The sequence below is a fragment of the Maribacter thermophilus genome, assembly GCF_001020565.1.
Taxonomy (GTDB): Bacteria; Bacteroidota; Bacteroidia; order Flavobacteriales; family Flavobacteriaceae; genus Maribacter; species Maribacter thermophilus.
This window is the reverse complement of the sequence record NZ_LDAS01000001.1, coordinates 2,463,386-2,483,847: the sequence shown is the minus strand read 5'-3', so window position 1 is coordinate 2,483,847 and position 20,462 is coordinate 2,463,386. Positions and strand designations below refer to the sequence as shown.

The following is a 20,462-nucleotide window of genomic DNA, read 5'->3' as shown; positions in this document are numbered from 1 at the left end:
TCATTGGCGGCCGTAGTGTTTTCTAGTTCAATTTATAATGAATTTGTTCTTTTTCCAATTTTTTTAGCAGTTCGCTTGAAATTTGGACTTTTTGTTTTCTGCTAGATAGTCGAACTTTTATCTGTTCTTGCATTTCATACACGACAAAGTTAAGCTGGTGATCGCCCTTGTGGGTGACCAAGGTGTCCTTTAATTGCAGCACGTCCTCTTCTTTTAATTCGTCGATGTTTAAGTTTATGGTTAGTTTTTTGGCATAGGTTTCCATCACATCCTGTAGTAACATAAAACTGTTGAACTGCATACGGGGGTCTCCTTTTTTGCCCGTGTCTTTGTTTGTCCACCCTTCTCGAACATATAGTTTTACGTACACAAAAGAGTTTGGCATTAAAAAATGCCTGAATTTGAGGTATTCTTCACCAAAGATCCTAAACTCAAAGGAGTCTGTATAATCTTCCATGGTGAAAGCGGCCCATCCCTTTCCGTTTTTTGATATTCTGTGTTGCACATCGGTAATGACCCCGGCGAAAGTTAGTTCTCGGTTTACGTAACTTGGTAAATCGCTGCAGCAAGAAAGATTGGCATTGCAGAAGGCATTGATCTCAGTTTTAAAATCATCTAAGGGGTGTCCGGAAATATAGATGCCCACCACTTCTTTTTCTCTACGCAGCTTTTCCATGGTTCCCCATTCTTCACAGGGCGGAACGATAGGTTCGGGGATGGTGACTTCACTGGCTTCACCAAAGAGGCTTACCTGAGCGGAATTTTCGTTCTCTTGAAATTTAGCACCGTATTTGATTACTTTTTCCAAAAAGGTGATTCCATCTCCTTCATTATGAAAATATTGGGCCCTATGGGTGTCTCCCAAAGAATCGAATCCACCGGCAAGCGCCAAGTTTTCAAAAGCCTTTTTGTTGGCGGCCCGCAAATCGATGCGCTTGGCCATGTCAAAGACAGATTTAAAGGGGCCGTTTTCTTTTCTTTCCTCTACAATAGTATCAACAGCACCTTTTCCGACACCTTTAATAGCTCCCATTCCGAAACGTACGGCACCGGCATCGTTTACCGCAAACTTGTAGTACGATTCGTTTACATCCGGACCTAAAACATCGAGCCCCATTCGCTTACATTCTTCCATAAAGAAGGTGACCTGTTTTATGTCGTTCATGTTGTTCGACAGCACGGCAGCCATGTATTCGGCAGGGTAGTGGGCCTTACAATAGGCCGTTTGGTAGGCGATCCACGCGTAACAGGTAGAGTGCGACTTGTTAAAGGCGTAGGCGGCAAATGCTTCCCAGTCTTTCCATATTTTCTCCAGCTTATCTACAGGATGTCCTTTTGCGGATGCCTGTTCAATGAACTTGGGCTTCATTTTGTCCAGTACGTGCTTTTGCTTTTTACCCATGGCCTTACGCAAGACGTCGGCTTCACCCTTGGTGAAATCGGCCAGTTTTTGCGAAAGGAGCATCACCTGCTCTTGGTATACCGTAATGCCGTAGGTTTCGGCAAGGTATTCTTCGCAGGCCTCGAGGTCGTACACAATTTCTTCGGTACCGTGTTTACGTGCGATAAAACTGGGTATGTATTCCATCGGTCCCGGACGGTACAGGGCGTTCATGGCAATCAAATCCGCAAAGACCGTGGGCTTTAACGCACGCATGTGCTTTTGCATACCGGGCGATTCGTATTGGAACACCCCAATCGTCTCACCCCGTTGGAAAAGCTCGTATGTTTTTTCGTCGTCCAGCGGAAAATTTTCGGGATCCAGCTCTATACCGTGTTTCGCTTTCACGATCTTTACGGTATCCTTGATCAGGGTCAGGGTCTTTAATCCCAAGAAATCCATTTTTAACAGTCCCGCACTTTCTACCACCGAGTTGTCGAACTGGGTACAGTACATGTCGGAATCCTTGGCCAATGCCACGGGAACGAACTTGGTGATATCGTCCGGGGTAATGATCACCCCACAGGCATGGATACCCGTATTACGAACAGACCCCTCTAAAACGTAAGCTTGGTTCAGGGTTTCCGATTCCAGGCCATCGCCCTCGGAAATGTTCAGGAGTTCGTTTATTTTTTCGAGTTCCTCGCTGTTGAACTTACTACGAAGTACCTTTTCGTCTACCCCGATGATCTTTTTTAGTTTGGACATGTTGGGGATGAGCTTCGCCATACGGTCGGCATCGCTCAGTGGCAGGTCCAGTACACGGGCCGTATCGCGGATAGATGATTTGGCGGCCATGGTACCATAGGTAATGATCTGTGCTACTTGGTTGGCCCCGTATTTCTCGATCACATAGTCCATTACACGGCTACGCCCCTCATCATCAAAATCGATATCGATATCGGGCATACTCACACGATCCGGATTTAGGAAACGCTCAAAAAGGAGGTCGTACTTAATAGGGTCCAAATTGGTGATCCCCAAACAGTAGGCCACGGCAGATCCTGCTGCGGATCCACGGCCGGGTCCCACGGAAACCCCCATGTTTCTGGCTGCCCTGATAAAATCTTCCACGATCAAGAAATAACCCGGATATCCCGTTTTTTCGATCACCTTAAGCTCAAAATCGAGTCGCTCGTCTATTTCGGGCGTAATTTCGCCGTATCTCTTTTTTGCGCCCTCATAGGTAATATGGCGCAAGTATTTGTTTTCTCCACGCTTGCCCCCGTCCAATTTGTCTTCCTCGAACTGAAATTCTTCGGGGATGTCAAAAGCGGGCAAGAGCACGTCGCGGGCCAAGGTAAAGGTCTCTACCTTGTCGATAATTTCCTGTATGTTGATGATGGCCTCCGGTATGTCCTTAAAGAGTTCCTTCATTTCGTCAGAGGACTTAAAGTAGTACTCTTGGTTCGGAAGGCCATAGCGGTAACCGCGACCACGGCCTATGGGGGTCGACTGCTTTTCGCCGTCCTTTACGCACAAAAGGATGTCGTGCGCATGGGCATTTTCTTTGTTGACATAATAGGTGTTGTTGGTGGCTACCAGTTTTATATTGTATTTTTTGGCGAATTGGATCAACACTTGGTTAACGCGGTTTTCGTCTTCCTGTCCGTGGCGCATGATCTCTATATACAGGTCGTCGCCAAACATCTCTTTCCACCAGATAAGGGCTTCCTCGGCCTGTTTCTCTCCTACGTTCAGTATTTTACTGGGCACCTCACCGTACAGGTTTCCGGTAAGTACAATGATGTCTTCCTTATACTGTTCAATAATTTTTTTGTCGATACGGGGCACGTAGTACTTCCCTTCCACAAAGGCGATGGAAGACATTTTGGCCAGGTTAAGGTACCCTTGCTTGTTTTTGGCAAGCATCACGATCTGATAACCATTGTCTTTTTGCGATTTGTTGGAGTGGTCTTCGCACACGTGAAATTCGCAACCTATAATAGGTGTAATCTCGGGAATGGGTTCAGGTAGTTCGTGAAGGGGTTCCTCTCCTTCTTGGAGGGTTCCGTTTTGCGTGGCTTCGTACCTTTTTTTGTTTTCCTCATTTTTGGCGGCCACTCCCTTGTTGTGGTTAATAACCCCGTTCACAAAGTGAAAGGCCCCCATCATATTGGCATGGTCCGTCATGGCCACAGCGGGCATTCTGGCCTCCGCCGTTGCCTTGATCAGGTCGGGGATGCTTATGGTGGACTGTAATATGGAAAACTGGGTATGATTGTGCAGATGGGCAAAACTGGCCGACTCCAAGGTGGCCAGGTTTTCCTGTATCTCTTCTTGCGAAACGCCACCGGTATCCTTTTCCCATAGGGCGTCCGCTATTTTTTTGGAGGCCTGTTTTAAGTTGATGTGCTTAAGACCGATGAGCTCTATCTCTTGCGGGTTGGCCTCCGAGAAATTCTCAAAGTAATCGGGCTGTACATCCAGTTGCTCGGCCGTGTACTGTCTTTTTCTTATCAGCTCTAAAAAACAACGGGTAGTGGCCTCAACATCTGCCGTAGCGTTGTGGGCCTCGGCGAAAGGTTCGCCGAACAAGAACTCGTGAAGCTCGGTCAGGGTAGGAAGCTTGAATTTACCTCCACGCCCACCGGGTATTTGACATAACTGTGCCGTATGTTCCGTACAGGTATCCAAAACGGGGAGTTCCTGTAAAGGGTTTTCAACACCCATTCTATGGAATTCAGCCCCCATGATGTTCACGTCAAAACCCACATTTTGCCCCACGATAAACTTCGTTTTGGCCATGGCGGCATTGAACTTCTCCAAGACCTCTGCCAAGGGAATACCATCCTTTTCGGCCAGCTCGGTAGATATACCATGGATCTTTTCCGCATCGTAGGGAATATTGAACCCTTCGGGCTTTACCAAGTAGTCTTGGTGCTCTATAAGTCTACCCATGTCGTCGTGCAACTGCCATGCTATCTGTATACAGCGGGGCCAGTTGTCCGTGTCGGTAATGGGGGCGTCCCAACGTTTTGGTAATCCGGTGGTTTCAGTATCAAAAATGAGGTACATACTACGTGTGTTTTTATGCTGTTTTCCGAAAAAAATGGAAAATATATAATTCGGGAACTAGTTTTGTAAGGAACAGATAAAATTACAGAAAACCTATGGGTTGGTAAAACCGATTTGCTACGAGTTATTAACGGTTTTTATTTTTAGGGATAGCTTTTATGGATCTGATTAAATTTGATTTTTTTTATGGGCATAGATTAAACAGATTATATAAAGGTATTATTGAGAAAAGAGAAGAGGTTATTGTGTTCTATTACAATTTTTAAAAGATAATAAAGTTTTGTTGCTGATTGTTATGAATGTTTTCAATACTCGGTTTAAACAGCAAAGTTCTTTCTCCGATTTCTTGATCAGTGATCGGCGAACGTTCATATTGCCTAGAATAGCAATGCTCAAGGTTTCTTATAAACTGTAAAAAAGATATTGTGTATTCGTGAAATTCAATTATATTTGCACCCGCTTTCAGCTGGGCCCAGCTCTCTGACGGCGAAAGAGTTAAAAAACTAGAATTAATAACCGAGGGTCGGGCACCCTACATAATTAATGTGATATGCCAGTTAAAATTAGATTACAGAGACACGGTAAAAAAGGAAAACCATTTTACTGGGTCGTTGCCGCAGATGCAAGAGCAAAGAGAGATGGTAAATTTTTGGAAAAATTAGGAATCTACAATCCTAATACCAACCCAGCTACTATTGAGCTAGATGTTGACAGTTCCGTGAAGTGGTTACAGAACGGTGCACAACCAACAGATACTGCCAGAGCAATACTATCTTACAGAGGAGTTTTATTAAAACATCACTTATTGGGCGGTGTTGCCAAAGGAGCTTTGACAGAAGAGCAAGCGGAAGAAAAATTCAATGCTTGGGTTGCTGAAAAAGAAGCTGCTATCGATGCCAAAAAAGGCGGATTGAACAAAGCCAAGGAAGAAGCGAAAGCACAAGCATTGGCCGCTGAAAAAGTAATAAACGAAAAGAGAGCTGCCGAAGCCGCTGCTGCCGAACTTCCAGAAACTCCAGAAGGTGAGAGTGCCGAAGCAGAAGTAGAAGCTGTTGCCGAAGCTGCCGCTGAAGCACCTGCAGAAGAAGCACCTGCTGCAGAAGCAAAGGAAGAAGAAGCTCCTAAAGAAGGGGAATAATTGTAACGATGCGAAAGGAAGATTGTTTCTACCTAGGCAAAATCGTTTCAAAATATAGTTTTAAGGGAGAAGTTCTTGTCAAACTAGATACGGACGACCCCGAGATATACGAAAATATGGAATCAGTATTTGTTTCTTTGGGAAACAATCTGGTTCCATTTTTTATTGATAAATGCCGCCTTCATAAATCGAACCTGCTCCGCATAGATTTTGAAGAGGTGAAGTCAGAGGCCGATGCGGATAGGATCATGCGTTCAGACTTGTATTTGCCGTTGACCATGTTGCCCAAGCTTACGGGTAACAAATTTTACTACCACGAGGTGATCGGTTTTGCCGTCATGGACGATGTTCATGGTAATATAGGTACTATTCAAAGTGTGAACGATAGCACGGCACAGGCATTGTTCGAGGTTCAAAAAGAGGACAAACAACTTTTGATACCTATTAATGATGAAATCATTAAAAAGGTAGATCGCCAAAACAGTACCATAGAGGTTACTACGCCCGAAGGTTTGGTGGCCCTATACTTGGACCTCTAAAATTAGAGCGTCACAATTTTGGTAATTTAAGTTTTTCCATAGAATTACTTCCTATCTTTCTTGTACGTCTATAAGGGCTGCGGCCTTGCTAAATCATGAAATAGAAATAATGAAACCTTTTGTTTTTAAACAGTTTAACGTAGCACAAGACCGTTGTGCCATGAAAATAGGCACCGATGGTGTTCTCTTGGGGGCTTGGGCGCCTGTAAACAATGAGCCTGTCACTATTCTAGATATTGGTTCCGGTACCGGTGTTATAGCTTTAATGCTGGCGCAACGCAGTAATGCCGAGATTATAGATGCTATTGAGGTAGATGGGGACGCCTATGAGCAGAGCGTAGAGAATTTTGAGGCTTCACCATGGGGAGACCGTCTTTATTGCTATCATGCCGGTTTGGATGAGTTTGTAGACGAGATAGATGATCGTTATGAGCTAATAGTGAGTAATCCTCCTTTTTATGTTGAAAATGTGGCCAGTGGTGATGTGTCGCGTGATTTGGCAAGGCAAAATAGCTCATTGCCCTTTGATGAATTATTGGAGGGAGTGGCTAAATTATTGTCGGACGAAGGTCGTTTTGCAACGATCGTTCCCTATAAAGAGGAAGCGCAATTTGTAAATATGGCCTCCGATTTGGGCTTGTACGCAAATAGGATTACAAGGGTGAGGGGAAATGAAGAGGCACCTATAAAAAGAAGCTTATTGGAATTTTCCAGGGAATCGGCGGAGTTGTTGTACGATGAATTGACCATAGAAAAAGCCAGACATGTATATACTGCCGAATATGTACATTTGACAAAGGATTTTTATTTAAAAATGTAACTTTTTATCTGTATAATGTTATATTTTTACTTTGGATACATTAAATATATATTGCTATGAAGCCCGATTTATTTGAAGCGCCCGATTATTATCATTTAGACGATTTATTTTCAGAAGAACATTTGCTGGTAAGGGATGCCGCAAGGCAATGGGTAAAGAGAGATATTTCTCCTATCATTGAAACCTATGCCCAAAACGCGGAATTTCCAAAACAAATAATAGGGGGGTTGGCAGAAATAGGAGCTTTTGGCCCCTATATTCCCGAAGAATATGGAGGTGCTGGCTTGGATCAGATAAGCTACGGACTCATTATGCAAGAGATAGAAAGGGGAGACAGTGGTGTGCGTTCTACAGCTTCGGTACAGTCTTCTTTGGTGATGTATCCGATTTATACCTATGGTACCGAAGAACAGCGAAAAAAATACCTTCCTAAATTGGCAACAGGGGAGCTAATGGGATGTTTTGGTTTAACAGAGCCGAATCATGGGTCCAATCCGAGCGGTATGGAAACAAAGTACAGGGATATGGGAGACCATTACCTTTTGAACGGAGCCAAATTATGGATTTCTAACGCCCCTTTTGCAGATATAGCCGTTGTGTGGGCCAAGAACGAAGAAGGTAGAATACACGGTTTGATCGTAGAGCGCGGTATGGAAGGATTTACCACTCCCGAAACGCATAACAAATGGTCGCTAAGGGCATCGGCCACCGGAGAACTTATTTTTGATAATGTAAAAGTGCCCAAAGAAAATCTTTTGCCTAAAAAAAGTGGATTGGGAGCACCTTTAGGATGTTTAGATTCTGCTAGGTACGGTATTTCATGGGGTGCCATTGGGGCCGCCATGGATTGTTACGATACGGCATTGCGCTATGCCAAAGAACGTATTCAGTTCGGTAAACCGATCGCCGCCACCCAATTGCAACAAAAGAAATTGGCCGAGATGATCACGGAAATAACCAAGGCCCAGTTGCTTGCATTTAGATTGGGGCAACTTAAGAACGAAGGCAAAGCCACGACGGCACAAATTTCGATGGCCAAAAGAAATAATGTGGAAATGGCGATTAACATAGCTCGGGAGGCCAGACAGGTTTTAGGGGGAATGGGCATTACGGGAGAATACAGTATTATGCGCCATATGATGAATTTGGAAAGTGTTATTACCTATGAAGGTACCCACGATATTCACTTACTGATTACTGGCGCGGATATAACCGGATACCAAGCTTTTAAATAAAATAACTTATACTTAACATTGTCCGAAAAAAGACATAGTACCTTTGCAGAGCGCATTTTGTTATGCATGTTTAGTTTGAGTTAGTTAGCATAAGCCGATGGGAGCATCGGCTTTTTTTGTGCCCCAAGATCATCGCATAAAGCTTAGGTCTTGGCCAAGAATTTTTTATACCACTTGCCCGAGTGTTTGACCGTGCGTTTTTGTGTTTCAAAATCTACATGTACCAGGCCAAAACTGGGTTGGTAACCTTCTGCCCACTCAAAATTGTCGGTAAAGGTCCAAACAAAGTAACCATGAATGTTCTTGCCCTCTTTTTTTGCCTTAAGAATTTGTTCTATATGGGTAATCAGGTATTTTTTTCTTTTTTTATCCTTTACTTTTCCTGATTTAAACTTGTCTTTAAAAGCGGCACCGTTTTCTGTAACGATCAACTTTGGTATGTTTTCGTAGTTGTTGTACTTGCCGATCATTTCGTAAATACTGGGTGGGTATACTTCCCAATCCATTAAAGTGGTAGTTACATTTCTTTTGGGCGCTTTTACAATTTTCACCTGAAGATAGGGCACAAAATAACTGTGTTGTACTACCTCTCGGGTATAGTTTTGAATGCCGATAAAATCAAATTGAAACTTACTGTTCTCCATATCGCCCGGTAAAATGTATTTATCCAACCGCTTTAGCATTGGTAAGTCTTTTTTGGGGTACCCTAGACCCAAGACGGGTTCTATAAACAGTCGGTTCAGCAGTGCGTCCGCCTTTTGTGCTGCCTTTATATTTCTTGGTTTGTGGTTTTTGGGCACGATATAGGAACATGAATAGGTTGTGCCTATTTCACTATCTGGAAGTAGCTTTCTTAATATTCGGCCACCGGTAGCCTGGGCCAATTGTGCATGGTGAAGTGCCGGAAGAAAATTTTTTAATCTCTTTTTTCCAGGGGCATGCACTCCTAAAAAATAGCCTCCTCCGGTAAATACCATAGGTTCGTTCAAAACCATCCAACGTTTTACCCGATCGCCAAAACAAGTAGCGCTCAGGGTAACGAACTCACTGAACCATTTAAGTACTTCCCTATTGGTCCATCCTCCTTTTAGTTCTAGGGCATGGGGTAGATCCCAGTGGTAAAGGGTGATCCAAGGTTCAATATTGCATGCTAGACAAAAGTCGATGACCTTGTTGTAGAAATCAATGCCTTTTTGGTTTATTTTTCCCGTTCCGTCAGGGAGTATTCGGCTCCATGAAATAGAAAACCTAAAGTTTTTGATGTTCATGGATTTCATTAAAAGAATGTCCTCTTTGTATCTGTGGTAGAAATCGCAAGATACTTTGGCGGTCTGGTTTTTGCGTATGTTTCCTTTTGTTAAAGAAAATACGTCCCAAATAGAAAGTCCTTTTCCATCTTTGTTATAAGCACCTTCTGTCTGAAAGGCGGCTGTAGAAACACCCCAAACAAAATTTTCTCCAAACTCTTTAGAATGAATTTCTTTTTTCATTTCAAGGAAAATATAGGTTGTTTCAGGATTGCAGTGCGATACTTTTGCTCAATAGACTTTGTACTATTATAGAAGTAATATCCGGATAATCTACTGCGACAATTTTATCCGAATCTATCCAATGGCTTATTTTTTCCAAGTGTTTTTCCTTTAGTGATTTTATGACGGGCACGTTCATGGCTTTTAGGGCGGCCGCATTGCACTGCTGTTCGTACTGGCCTTTCATGGGTATTACCATTAATTTTTTTCTCATGAACAATGCTTCTGCAGGTGTTTCAAAACCGGCCCCACAGAAAACACCTTTACTGCTCGCCATACTTTGAACAAAAGCTTCGTTGGTAATGGGGCGTATGCTCAGATTTTTGGTAACTACCTCTTTGGTATTGTGTTTTGAGAATACATCCCATTTCACGTGGGGCAATTGCGATAAAAAATGAATTATTTTTCCATCGCTATAAGAAGGTAGGTATACGGTAATATGGTCGCCTAAAGATGTGGCGATATTGCGTATGTCGTTTCTAATGATAGGGGTGAATATACCTGGTTCGTAGGGTTTAAAATGTAGTCCGAATTGATGGCTGCAGGGAGCATATTTTTGTAAAATCCACCTGCCGAATGCATCGGTTTTTTTTGGTTTTGGCGCTTTTTTCGATAAAACGGCCGCTTGGTGGCTAAAGCTAAAGCATGGTTTGTTCTGTAATTTACAGGCCCATGCGGTTATAGGTTCAAAATCGTTTATGACCAGGTCGTAATCTTGGACCGGTACGCTTTTAATTTCTTTTTGCAGCCTTAAGGTGTTCGATTTTATGTAGGTTTTCCACATATCTACACCACCCTTTTTTCCGAATATGAAACTAAGCCCCTTGAATCTATATTTTACGGGGTATGGTATCTGAATATCTGCCTGGGTACCACTTATGAGGAGATCTAAGGTAACGCCCTCTTTTAGTAACGCGGGTATAACGTCCCTTGCCCTACTTAAATGGCCGTTTCCCGTACCCTGAATTGCATACAGTACTTTCATGGTGTGGGTTAAGGTTATTTGACTTTTAAAAGGCCACTGGTCTGAAATTCGTCCATGAGGCTTTGAAACAATTCTTCTTTTTCTAAAACAGGAAGCTCATCATGGGAGTCCTCTAATTGGTTTACGGTATTAAAATCCTCGTAGTAGCTGTATAGTTGCCACTCCCCATTATTGTACTCCAAAGCGGTTAGGTTTTCTATCCAATCCCCGGAGTTAAGATAGGTAACCTGCCCTTTGTCCGTTTTAATTTGCCTTATTTCAGGTTGGTGAATGTGGCCGCAAACCACATAGTCGTATTGGTTTTCTATGGCGATGTCGGCAGCGGTACGTTCAAAATTGTTAATGAACTTGACAGCTGATTTTACGCCGTTCTTTATTTTTTTTGACATGGAAATAGGGCCTTTGCCAAGTTTTTTGCTGATAAAGTTAATGGCCCTGTTCAATAAGATTAAAAGGTCGTACCCCTTGGCGCCCAATTTGGCTACCCATTTAGAATGTTGCATGGTAACATCAAAGACATCTCCATGAAAAAACCATGCTTTTTTACCGTTTAAAGGAAGCACTACTTTGTTTACAATATGTAGTGACCCCATTTGAAAACCGGTAAATTTTCTCATCATTTCATCATGGTTGCCAGTAACATAATAGACTTTTACACCTTTGGCGATCCAATCCATGAACAATTTGATCACCTTCATATGTGATTTTGGCCAATACCTCTTGTTAAACTGCCATATATCTATAATATCGCCATTAAGTATTACTTGTTTTGGAGCAATGCTCTTTAGGTATTTTAAAAGTTCTTTGGAGTGACATCCATAAGTGCCCAAATGCACGTCGGATACAACTAGAATATCTACAGGACGCTTTTTCATTTTTGATGAAGAATTATTGTTTGGTCGGTTCGTAACGTAGTTGGGTAGAAAGGTAGGCTTACGGTAAAACCGGTTGTTTGTTTCGAAAAGCCCTTCAGTTTAATTTTCATGTATGGAAAACCTCTGATTGCAAAAGTGGTCAATTTATAGAACGGGGCGGTTACGGCTAACTTATGTTTTGGTTAGCGGATCGTTAAGGTTTTTGCGAATGGGGACAAAAGACAAGGGTTTAACAGGGGCTTACAATAGGTCAACAACAAAAAGAGTATGTTTCACCACATTATAGTCTTGTCTTACAACAATAAGTTCGCGCTCTGTAGATTAGAAAGTACATTTACCATGTAATAAAAAAGAAAAATAATTTTTCATTTTCATATAGTGTTCTCGTAAAAGAGTCCGATTTGTTTAAATCGGACTCTTTTTGGTTTTAATAGGTTTTGCATAAAAAAAGTAAGGCCTATAATTTAGGCCTTACTTTATAAATGGTAACGGTTTTCTACCATAGTGGTGTAGGGTAGAAGCCTTCTTCGGTTTTGTTTTTTAGGCTTGCTACGGCCTTTTCTTTGTCGCTTGCATAGGTGACCCCGAACCATTCCCCTCCAGAAGGAATACATTTTACCTTGACTTCATTGGCCTGTAACATTTCTTGGATCATAAAAGGCAGATATAGCTCGCTATTGGCTATTTTGTCCTGGTCTTTTATGAATACCTTTAATTCGTTGGTTATCTTATCAAAGATACTTGGTCTGCATACCCAAAAATTCATACTTGCCTGTTCTTCACCGGTAAACTCCAGCCCTGTATCCTCGTCTACAATCTTATCGCCTTTTTGTACAAGCTTCAATCTTTCGTTAACGGAAACCAAATCGTCTTGGTCTACCTTGCATATTCCTCTAGAAACAGAACCGTGTTCAGATAGTGTATCTTTTAAAGTGTAGCCCATTAATGCATAGGCTTCGTTGTTGGATTGTATAAAATCGGCCGCTTTTTTGTAAACAGATTGCCCATAGTAATCATCGGCATTGATAACTACAAAAGGTCCGTTGATGACATTTCTTGCGGTCCATACGGCGTGGGCGGTTCCCCATGGTTTCTTACGTTCTCCCTCAAAGGCAGTGCCTTCTGGAAGATCGGTAAGTTCTTGTGCAAGAACATTTAATGTTATGTTTTTTGGCAAACGCTCTTTTAGGTGCTCTTCTAAAAAAGACACGTTCTCTTTTTTTGTGATGACAACAATTTGGTCAAAGTTGTTTTGAATGGCATCATATATGGCAAATTCCATAAGAAACTCGCCTTTGGGGCCTAAATCGTCAAATTGTTTAAGTTTTCCATATCTGCTGCCACTGCCGGCAGCCATTAATAATAATGTCATTGTTTTTATTTTATGGATCAAAAATAAGGATTGTCTATAAAAGAGTTGTACTTAAAAGGGTGTTAGGTAGGCATATTCGCCAAACTTAACAATTAAATGATATTCTGTGGATTGCACTTTGCTACTGTAGCAAGAGATCGTTCGAAACTGACAATTATCATATTTTTTGCGATCGGTTGGTGTTAGGTTTGTTTGCATTTAAACTATACTATGTGCAGTCTAATAGACAAATATAACATTCCGGGTCCCAGATATACCAGTTACCCTACCGTCCCTTTTTGGGATACCGCTTCTTTTTCAGGTAAAAAGTGGCAGGTAACCGTAGAGAAAAGCTTTTCCGAATCAAATGAAAGAGAGGGTATAAGTCTTTATATACACCTTCCATTTTGTGAAAACATGTGCACTTTTTGCGGCTGCCACAAACGCATTACCAAAAGACACGATGTAGAGGTACCGTATATTGAATCTGTTTTAAAAGAATGGTCTTTGTACTTGGACCTTTTTGATGAAAGGCCCGTTGTAAAAGAGTTGCATTTGGGAGGGGGAACCCCCACCTTCTTTAGTCCCGAAAATCTAAAAATGCTGATTAACGGTATTTTTAGAAAAGCAGATAGGGCAGAGAATTATGAATTTAGCTTCGAAGGCCATCCTAACAATACAACAAAAGAGCATTTACAGGCTTTGTACGATGTAGGATTCAGAAGAGTGAGTTTTGGGGTGCAGGACTATAATGAAACAGTGCAAAGAGCTATCAACAGGATCCAGCCGTTTGAAAATGTAAAGAACGTTACGCAATGGGCCAGGGAGATAGGATATACCTCTATAGGGCATGATATTATTTTCGGGTTGCCGCATCAAACCTTGGCGCATGTACTGGAAACGATTTCAAAAACAAAGTCTTTGGAACCTGATCGCCTGGCTTTTTATAGTTACGCACACGTACCTTGGTTAAAGGGCAATGGGCAAAGGGGGTACAAAGATGAGGATCTGCCCTCTGCAGAAGAGAAACGGTTGCAATACGAAACAGGCAAAATAGAGCTAGGTAAAGTAGGGTATGAGGAAATAGGAATGGATCATTTTGCCTTAAAGTCAGATAGCCTATATGAATCGATGGCGGAAGGTAAACTGCATCGAAATTTTATGGGTTATACAGCCTCAAAAACTCAGCTGATGGTTGGTTTGGGGGCTTCCAGTATAAGTGATAGTTGGTATGGTTTTGCCCAGAACGTAAAGAGTTTGGAAGAGTACCAGCATTTGGTAGATAACAACATTATTCCAATTTTCAGGGGGCATATTCTAAGCGAAGAAGATACCGTTGTCAGAAAACATATTCTTAATTTAATGTGCCAAATGGAGACTTCTTGGTTTAATGATGCCATGCAGTTTGAGGCATTGCCGGCCGTAATGGAAAGACTCAAGGAGATGAAGGAGGATGGTTTGCTGGAAATGAATACGTATCAATTAAGGATTACCGAAAAAGGAAGGCCGTTCGTTCGAAATATATGCATGGCATTTGACTTAAAATTGCATGAGAAAACACCCGAGACCCGATTGTTTTCAATGACTATTTAATTGTTTAACCTAAATCTTGTTTACTATGAAAAACATTATTGTTCCTATAGATTTTTCTAACACATCTGCCTATGCATTAGAGGTTGCGGCCTCTATAGCCAAAGAGAAAAGCGCTACCCTGTATGTATTGCATATGTTAGAGTTGAATAGAGCTATGTTGACCTCTACAGAAGGTTTTCACCCAGAACAGACCGTTTTTCTGATCAAACTTGCGGAGAAGCATTTAAAGGAGTTTTTGGATAAGCCTTATTTGAAGGATGTAAAGGTGGTTCCCATTATTAAACATTATAAGGTTTTTGCCGAAATAGCAAATGTGGCCAAAGAGAAAGATGCCGATTTGATCGTAATGGGCAGTGAAGGTGCCGACGGGTTAAAGGAGATGTTTGTAGGGTCCAATACCGAAAAAGTAGTGCGCAATTCAGATATTCCTGTGTTGGTGATCAAATCTAGAATTTCTGATTTTAGTCCGAAAGAGATTGTTTTTGCCTGTGATCTGAAAAATGAAAATATACATGCATTTCAAAGAGCAAAGTCCATAGCCGATACTTTTTCTGCAGAACTTAAATTGGTGTATGTGAATACTCCCGGGGATGATTTTTTAAGTACCGCCGAGATTCAGGAAAAAATAAAGTCTTTTAGTGAGTTGGTAGGCTTTGATCTGCTCATTGCCATTTACAACGATTATAATGTAGAGAGGGGCGTTTTAAATTTTGGGATGGAAACAGGTGCCGATATGATCGGTGTTCCTACGCACGGCCGAAAAGGCCTTTCACATTTCTTTATGGGAAGTATAGGGGAAGATATAGCGAATCATGCTTCTATGCCGGTGGTTACGTTTAAAATTTAGTTTGGAGTAGTAAATTTCCAGATTTTTTTAGTTGGTTAAAAGAGGGTGTTTTACACCCTCTTTTTGTGTTTATACCAATTTCATTTTGGTCGGGTCCCAGTCAACGGGTTGCTTTTTAAAATAGCTTTCATTGGCCAAAAGTGCAGCGCCCGCGGCCCTTAGTCCAAAAGTGGGGTCTTGCACCACGTTTCCGTTCTCCCTAATGGCCGTAAAAAAGTTGTTGAAATGATCGTAATGTCCGCCTTTATAATCTCTAGGAGCTTCCCAAGTGGTTTTTCCGGTGTTTAAGGAAGATGCTCTGGTCTCTAGGTTCTTTTCAGCATAACCGGCCCTTATTTTTTCTTGCATGGCTTCTGTAAACGAAACCATGGAATATCCTTGAGGTATCATACTTAATTTGGATCTGGTAAGTGTTACCGAGTTTTGCCCCACTTCCATTTCCCCTTCCGTTCCTATGAGTTTAAAACCTCCTCCACCGCCACTTCCGGCAATAAAATTAATACGGAATGCGGCGTTAAATGCGGCGTGGGTCTCTGTTTTAGGGTAGTCGTAAAGGGTAATGGAAACATCGGGTACGTCACGGCCATCTTTCCAATAGCGCAATCCGCCAGTAGCTAGGGCCCTATTTGGACCGTGAGAACTGATTACATGGTTTAGGGTAGAGAAGGCGTGTACAAAAAGATCCCCTGCAACACCGGTACCATAGTCTTGATAATTTCTCCATCTAAAAAAACGTTTCGGCTCAAAGGGTACTTTGGGGGCTTTGCCCAAAAAGGTGTCAAAGTCGACTGTTTTTGGGTCGGCATCGGGTGGTATGGGATATTGCCAAGCGCCTTCGGCGGAGTACCTATCGTTATACATGTCTAACATAACAATGTCTCCGATCGCACCTTCCTCATAAAGCTGCTTTGCCTTTTCATTGCCAAGGGACGACATTCCCTGACTGCCTATCTGGCAAATTTTTCCACTTTCTTTTTGTGCTTTTATAATGGCTTGGCCCTCTTCGTATTTTTGAACCATTGGTTTTTCACAGTACACGTGTTTTCCCGCTTTTAGGGCATCTATGGCAATCTTTTGGTGCCAATGGTCGGGGGTGGCAATAATTACGGCGTCAACGTCTTTTCTCTCCAGTATTTTTCGGTAATCGCGCGTAGTGAAAATAGAGGCGCCCCATAGTTCTTTTGCGCGATCAAGGCGTCCGGTGTATAGGTCACAAGCGGCCACTAATTTTACGCCATCGACCTTTAGGGCGGATTGGGTGTCGTAAATACCTTGTATACCGGTACCTATAAGCGCTAAGTTAATGTGGTCGTTTGCACTAAAATTGATTGTTGTGTACGCTCTAGATAGAAGTAACTTCTCCTCAAAGCCCGAAGCCCATATAAAAGGAGATGAAGTTAAGGCAGCTGAGGTCAAGGTCGCTTTTTTTAGAAACGACCTTCTTGCGTTTTTTTTGTTCATGAAGAAATTAAGTTGGTTTTGGTATATTTTCTAAGCTATTAAAAATAGGAAATTTTACTTAGATGACCTGTGTTCATATATTTTCATGTACAGCATGGTATTCATTTTTCGGGCCCTATTTTTCGCTATCCAAGCGGTATCTCCGGTAAAAAGCTCGTCAATAGTTGCAAACCAGTGGTTGAGCCAAATACCAAAATGCTCCATGGTAATGGTGTTGTTCATGATGTCATCTGTTTTTTGATGGGCTTTTATAGGGTCACCGGTATACTTTCTTTTTAAGAACAATTGGGTTTCCCAAAAATCGGTCAAAAGTTCTAGGTGGGTTTCCCAGTCTGTTACTATCTTATTAAAGATGGGGCCTAGGGTAACATCTTGCCTGATTTTGGCATAAAATGAGCGTACCAATAAAGATACATCTTCCCTGTTTTCTATGGTTTGTCTGTTTTCCATGGTTATAGCAAATAAATTGTTCTAGGGTCTATTTTTCTGGAGATAGTATTTCCATCATAAAACCATATAATTCACTTATTTGTGGTTTTCCTTTTTTTTTGCCTATCCTGCCAAAAATATATAGCGAAATCCAAACGATTACCAATAAAACCATGAATGCGATCTGCAGCCCATATGGTTTGTTCAAGGAGTTGTTTACATAGGCCCATATGCCAAAAATAATGAACAGGGTGGCTACTATTAAATGTAAGAACATGAATAGTGTCCACAGTGTGGGGTTTGGACCAAAAAAACCATAGATTTTTACGCTGTTGGTGCCCGTTTCGTCAATTTCTAGATGTAATTGTGGAGACCAAAAGTGCGTTTTTTCCTTTTTGTATTTGATGAATACGTGATTATCAAGGCAATTAATGATAAAAGGTTCTTTGGTAGAAGTTAAAAACCTTTTCAATAATACTGTTTTCTTCTCCAAGATTTCTAGTTGAAACCTTGGTCTAAGAACAATATCATTGGGTAGTTTTTTCATGGTAGTTTCATGGGTGGCATTCTATTTCGGAAGAAATGACTTCTGTTACCGGCCTGGGCGATACATAGGGTATTCCAAGGCCAAGGCCCCTTAAAATAAACAAAAATCCCATAAGGAACACGAAAACAGGTATTAAACGTTGTATGCGTTGTTTTATGTTTGCCTTTAACAGACCACTAAAATATACGGCTGAGGTCATTAAGGGGATGGTTCCCAATCCAAATAAAACCATGTAGAGACTGCCTTGGGCTACGTTGCCCATGGCAATGGCTCCAAATAGAGCCATATATACCAGGCCACATGGTAGAAAACCATTTAAAAAGCCAATGGTTAAAAAGGTGTCCGCCGATTTTTTTTTGAATTCTTTGCCAAGTCTGGTCTTTACTTTAGAAATGAGTTTATATACCGGTTTGGAAATATGATACTTGTTGAGGGTCTTTGCGGGAATCAGTACCAAGAGAATCATAATGGCCCCAATGGCAATGGACAATTTTTGCTGCATGCCAAAAACATACAGGCCTTTGCCCAATAAACCAAAGACAAGGCCTATAAGGCCATATGCCAATAACCTTCCTATATGATAAAGGGTTATCTGTCCAAATTTCTTAAAGTTGTTCTTTCTGTCTACCGGGAGCATAAAGGCAATGGGGCCACACATGCCAATGCAGTGAAGGCTACCCATAAAACCTAATATGAGGGCAGAAAGAACCATAATCTAATAGGTAATGTTTTCTTTGTGTAAATAATCTTTGTCTTGGTAGGTCCAAGCAATTTTAATGTCCCAGCGACCATCCAACAAACGTTTGTCAGGTATGAGCAAATGGTTATCGGACAAACTTATAGGTAAGTTAAAATCCAACTGCTTATTAGATGGTCTGTATAGGGACACTGTTCCTTTTATTTTTTCGGGGGACAGGTTTTCTGGGAATTCGATTCGTAGCCCGTCCGATTGTTTTTTTACCTGTAATTGGGCAACATCCTTGGTAGAATTGTTTTGGGCATCTATTTCTTTTTGGTACTCTAGTTCTGCCTTGTAGTAATCTTCTGTGACCAAATCGTGGTTTGCACGATTATCGGTACTCATTCTTACGATAAAGAAAAGAATAAACCCTATAAATCCTATAAAGGCCAATACAATTGCTGTTCCCCAATTTATTTTCATAATATGATATTTTTACTATTTGTAGCTTCTTGGAGCCATAAAAGAGCATGTAGTGGTTTCAATTAGTTCATCTCCACTATATATGCCGACCTTCAGTTTTTCCTTATCGCTTTTAACTGCTGCATTGTTTATCTCTATAAACAAAGTACCTTCTGCCAAATCTTGGGCCGGAACTACGAAATTTTCATTCCTTACCAGCTTCACGGTGCCTTTGTGAGATAGTAGTTTAAAGTGTACGTCCGGCACGTCTTTGGTTGTTTTGTTTACGAGTTTATACGTATAGACATTACTGATGATATTGTTCTCTTTGTGCTCGTACAACTGGCCTGGCAACCTTAATATGTTGGCTTCAAGTTCATTTCGTAAAAACAACATGCCAACCAATACACCTATAAGAATAACAAGTACGGCGGTGTAGCCTTTTAGACGTGGTGTAAATTTGAATTTTTCCTTTTTTGTGATCTCGTCCTCACTGGCATATCTGATCAGGCCTTTTGGAAGGTTCACTTTTTCCATAATGGTATCGCACTCATCAATGCAGGCGGTACAGTTTACACATTCCAACTGAGTTCCATTTCTAATGTCGATACCTGTTGGGCAAACGTTTACACACTGTTTGCAATCAATACAGTCGCCATAGCCCAATTCTTTTCTGTCTTCGTTCTTACGCCATTTTTTTCTTCCTTTTTCACCCTCGCCACGTTTATGGTCATAGGCAACAACAATAGACTTATTGTCTAACAATACCCCTTGCATTCTTCCGTAAGGGCAGGCGATGATACATACTTGTTCGCGAAACCAGGCAAAGATAAAATAGAAGACTGCGGTGAACACTAGAAGAGAGATCAGGGTGCTTAAATGTTCCCCGGGCCCATCGGTGATGTAACGAATAAGTCTATCGCTTCCGATAAGATAAGCCAAAAAGATATTTGCTATTAAAAACGAAATGATAAAAAAGATACTCCATTTAAGGGCTCTTTTTCTTATTTTTTCGGCATTCCAAGGTTGTCTGTCCAGTTTTATCTGAGCTCCACGATCGCCATCTATCCAGTACTCTATCCTACGGAAAACCATTTCCATGAATATCGTCTGTGGACACATCCACCCGCAAAAAATACGTCCGAAGGCAACAGTGAAGAGTGCTATAAAAATAACACCGATAATCATTGATATAACGAACAAATGAAAATCTTGGGGCCAAAATGGAAATCCGAAGATATTGAACCTGCGTTCAAGTACATTGAACATCAAGAACTGGTTGCCATTAATTTTGACAAACGGGGCAGCAAAAAGAAAGGTAAGTAGCAGATAACTTACGTATTTACGATACTTATAGTATTTTCCACTCGGTTTTTTAGGAAAGACCCATGCACGTTTGCCTTCCTCGTTAATAGTTCCTATGGAATCCCTAAAATTTTCTTGGTCCTGTGACATTACTTTTTCTTTTTGCTGGTGTCGACCATTTGTTCGGCAATCAGTTAACTAATGTTTT

17 protein-coding genes are annotated in these 20,462 nt (G+C 41.5%); 6 read left to right on the top strand and 11 right to left on the bottom strand.

The features are described from left to right. Window positions 1-22: 22 nt before the first annotated feature. Complete coding sequence (dnaE, locus tag AB657_RS10735; RefSeq protein ID WP_047246487.1) at window positions 23-4,459, bottom strand: DNA polymerase III subunit alpha; 4,437 nt, start codon at window positions 4,457-4,459, stop codon at window positions 23-25. A 550-nt stretch (window positions 4,460-5,009) separates the two neighbouring features. On the opposite strand from dnaE, the gene AB657_RS10730 reads away from it, so the two are divergent. From AB657_RS10730 to AB657_RS10715, 4 genes are all read left to right on the top strand, one after another. After that, complete coding sequence (locus tag AB657_RS10730) at window positions 5,010-5,597, top strand: 30S ribosomal protein S16 (RefSeq protein ID WP_047246486.1); 588 nt, start codon at window positions 5,010-5,012, stop codon at window positions 5,595-5,597. A gap of 8 nt (window positions 5,598-5,605) precedes the next feature. Beyond that, on the top strand, window positions 5,606-6,136 hold the full coding sequence (gene rimM / locus AB657_RS10725) for a ribosome maturation factor RimM (RefSeq protein ID WP_047246485.1): 531 nt from the start codon (window positions 5,606-5,608) through the stop codon (window positions 6,134-6,136). 109 nt (window positions 6,137-6,245) lie between these two features. Beyond that, a complete protein-coding gene (locus tag AB657_RS10720; protein ID WP_047246484.1) occupies window positions 6,246-6,956 on the top strand; it encodes a tRNA1(Val) (adenine(37)-N6)-methyltransferase in 711 nt (236 codons plus the stop codon). Window positions 6,957-7,012: 56 nt separating this feature from the next. Next, the gene (locus tag AB657_RS10715; protein WP_047246483.1) at window positions 7,013-8,191 is read left to right on the top strand and encodes an acyl-CoA dehydrogenase family protein; all 1,179 of its coding nucleotides are present in this window, start codon (window positions 7,013-7,015) and stop codon (window positions 8,189-8,191) included. Window positions 8,192-8,334: 143 nt separating this feature from the next. Here AB657_RS10715 and AB657_RS10710 read toward each other — a convergent pair whose 3' ends face one another. From AB657_RS10710 to AB657_RS10695, 4 genes are all read right to left on the bottom strand, one after another. Beyond that, a complete protein-coding gene (locus AB657_RS10710; RefSeq protein WP_047246482.1) occupies window positions 8,335-9,681 on the bottom strand; it encodes a GH1 family beta-glucosidase in 1,347 nt (448 codons plus the stop codon). A 22-nt stretch (window positions 9,682-9,703) separates the two neighbouring features. Continuing rightward, entirely contained in the window at window positions 9,704-10,705 is a 1,002-nt protein-coding gene (locus AB657_RS10705; protein WP_047246481.1) for a glycosyltransferase family protein, read from the bottom strand. A gap of 14 nt (window positions 10,706-10,719) precedes the next feature. Continuing rightward, complete coding sequence (locus AB657_RS10700) at window positions 10,720-11,580, bottom strand: UDP-2,3-diacylglucosamine diphosphatase (protein WP_047246480.1); 861 nt, start codon at window positions 11,578-11,580, stop codon at window positions 10,720-10,722. Window positions 11,581-12,076: 496 nt separating this feature from the next. Then, window positions 12,077-12,952 (bottom strand): nucleotidyltransferase family protein, encoded by an 876-nt coding sequence (locus tag AB657_RS10695; RefSeq protein WP_047246479.1) that lies wholly within the window; start codon window positions 12,950-12,952, stop codon window positions 12,077-12,079. A 210-nt stretch (window positions 12,953-13,162) separates the two neighbouring features. Here AB657_RS10695 and hemN point away from each other — a divergent pair, with 210 nt between their 5' ends. Next, window positions 13,163-14,524 carry an oxygen-independent coproporphyrinogen III oxidase gene (gene hemN / locus AB657_RS10690; protein WP_047246478.1) on the top strand — a complete coding sequence of 454 codons (1,362 nt, stop codon included), beginning with the start codon at window positions 13,163-13,165 and terminating at the stop codon, window positions 14,522-14,524. A 25-nt stretch (window positions 14,525-14,549) separates the two neighbouring features. Continuing rightward, window positions 14,550-15,371: a universal stress protein gene (locus tag AB657_RS10685; protein ID WP_047246477.1), complete on the top strand. Its 822-nt coding sequence runs from the start codon at window positions 14,550-14,552 to the stop codon at window positions 15,369-15,371. Window positions 15,372-15,440: 69 nt separating this feature from the next. On the opposite strand, the gene AB657_RS10680 is transcribed toward AB657_RS10685, so the two are convergent. The 6 genes from AB657_RS10680 to ccoG are packed head-to-tail and all read right to left on the bottom strand — an operon-like array spanning window position 15,441 to window position 20,404. Beyond that, window positions 15,441-16,832, bottom strand: a complete 1,392-nt coding sequence (locus tag AB657_RS10680; RefSeq protein ID WP_047246476.1) for a Gfo/Idh/MocA family protein — start codon at window positions 16,830-16,832, stop codon at window positions 15,441-15,443. A gap of 54 nt (window positions 16,833-16,886) precedes the next feature. Then, entirely contained in the window at window positions 16,887-17,282 is a 396-nt protein-coding gene (locus AB657_RS10675; RefSeq protein ID WP_047246475.1) for a group III truncated hemoglobin, read from the bottom strand. A 28-nt stretch (window positions 17,283-17,310) separates the two neighbouring features. Continuing rightward, window positions 17,311-17,808: a hypothetical protein gene (locus AB657_RS10670; protein ID WP_047246474.1), complete on the bottom strand. Its 498-nt coding sequence runs from the start codon at window positions 17,806-17,808 to the stop codon at window positions 17,311-17,313. A gap of 7 nt (window positions 17,809-17,815) precedes the next feature. Continuing rightward, window positions 17,816-18,520, bottom strand: coding sequence for a sulfite exporter TauE/SafE family protein (locus AB657_RS10665; protein WP_047246473.1), 705 nt, complete (start codon window positions 18,518-18,520; stop codon window positions 17,816-17,818). A gap of 3 nt (window positions 18,521-18,523) precedes the next feature. Next, complete coding sequence (locus tag AB657_RS10660; protein WP_047246472.1) at window positions 18,524-18,970, bottom strand: FixH family protein; 447 nt, start codon at window positions 18,968-18,970, stop codon at window positions 18,524-18,526. A 15-nt stretch (window positions 18,971-18,985) separates the two neighbouring features. After that, window positions 18,986-20,404: a cytochrome c oxidase accessory protein CcoG gene (gene ccoG / locus AB657_RS10655; RefSeq protein ID WP_047246471.1), complete on the bottom strand. Its 1,419-nt coding sequence runs from the start codon at window positions 20,402-20,404 to the stop codon at window positions 18,986-18,988. Between the last annotated feature and the right edge of the window lie 58 nt (window positions 20,405-20,462).

Coding starts and splice junctions, on each gene's coding strand:
- dnaE (WP_047246487.1), bottom strand. CDS start 4,459: ATGTACCTCATTTTTGATACTGAAACCACCGGATTACCAAAACGTTGG.
- AB657_RS10730 (WP_047246486.1), top strand. CDS start 5,010: ATGCCAGTTAAAATTAGATTACAGAGACACGGTAAAAAAGGAAAACCA.
- rimM (WP_047246485.1), top strand. CDS start 5,606: ATGCGAAAGGAAGATTGTTTCTACCTAGGCAAAATCGTTTCAAAATAT.
- AB657_RS10720 (WP_047246484.1), top strand. CDS start 6,246: ATGAAACCTTTTGTTTTTAAACAGTTTAACGTAGCACAAGACCGTTGT.
- AB657_RS10715 (WP_047246483.1), top strand. CDS start 7,013: ATGAAGCCCGATTTATTTGAAGCGCCCGATTATTATCATTTAGACGAT.
- AB657_RS10710 (WP_047246482.1), bottom strand. CDS start 9,681: ATGAAAAAAGAAATTCATTCTAAAGAGTTTGGAGAAAATTTTGTTTGG.
- AB657_RS10705 (WP_047246481.1), bottom strand. CDS start 10,705: ATGAAAGTACTGTATGCAATTCAGGGTACGGGAAACGGCCATTTAAGT.
- AB657_RS10700 (WP_047246480.1), bottom strand. CDS start 11,580: ATGAAAAAGCGTCCTGTAGATATTCTAGTTGTATCCGACGTGCATTTG.
- AB657_RS10695 (WP_047246479.1), bottom strand. CDS start 12,952: ATGACATTATTATTAATGGCTGCCGGCAGTGGCAGCAGATATGGAAAA.
- hemN (WP_047246478.1), top strand. CDS start 13,163: ATGTGCAGTCTAATAGACAAATATAACATTCCGGGTCCCAGATATACC.
- AB657_RS10685 (WP_047246477.1), top strand. CDS start 14,550: ATGAAAAACATTATTGTTCCTATAGATTTTTCTAACACATCTGCCTAT.
- AB657_RS10680 (WP_047246476.1), bottom strand. CDS start 16,832: ATGAACAAAAAAAACGCAAGAAGGTCGTTTCTAAAAAAAGCGACCTTG.
- AB657_RS10675 (WP_047246475.1), bottom strand. CDS start 17,282: ATGGAAAACAGACAAACCATAGAAAACAGGGAAGATGTATCTTTATTG.
- AB657_RS10670 (WP_047246474.1), bottom strand. CDS start 17,808: ATGAAAAAACTACCCAATGATATTGTTCTTAGACCAAGGTTTCAACTA.
- AB657_RS10665 (WP_047246473.1), bottom strand. CDS start 18,520: ATGGTTCTTTCTGCCCTCATATTAGGTTTTATGGGTAGCCTTCACTGC.
- AB657_RS10660 (WP_047246472.1), bottom strand. CDS start 18,970: ATGAAAATAAATTGGGGAACAGCAATTGTATTGGCCTTTATAGGATTT.
- ccoG (WP_047246471.1), bottom strand. CDS start 20,404: ATGTCACAGGACCAAGAAAATTTTAGGGATTCCATAGGAACTATTAAC.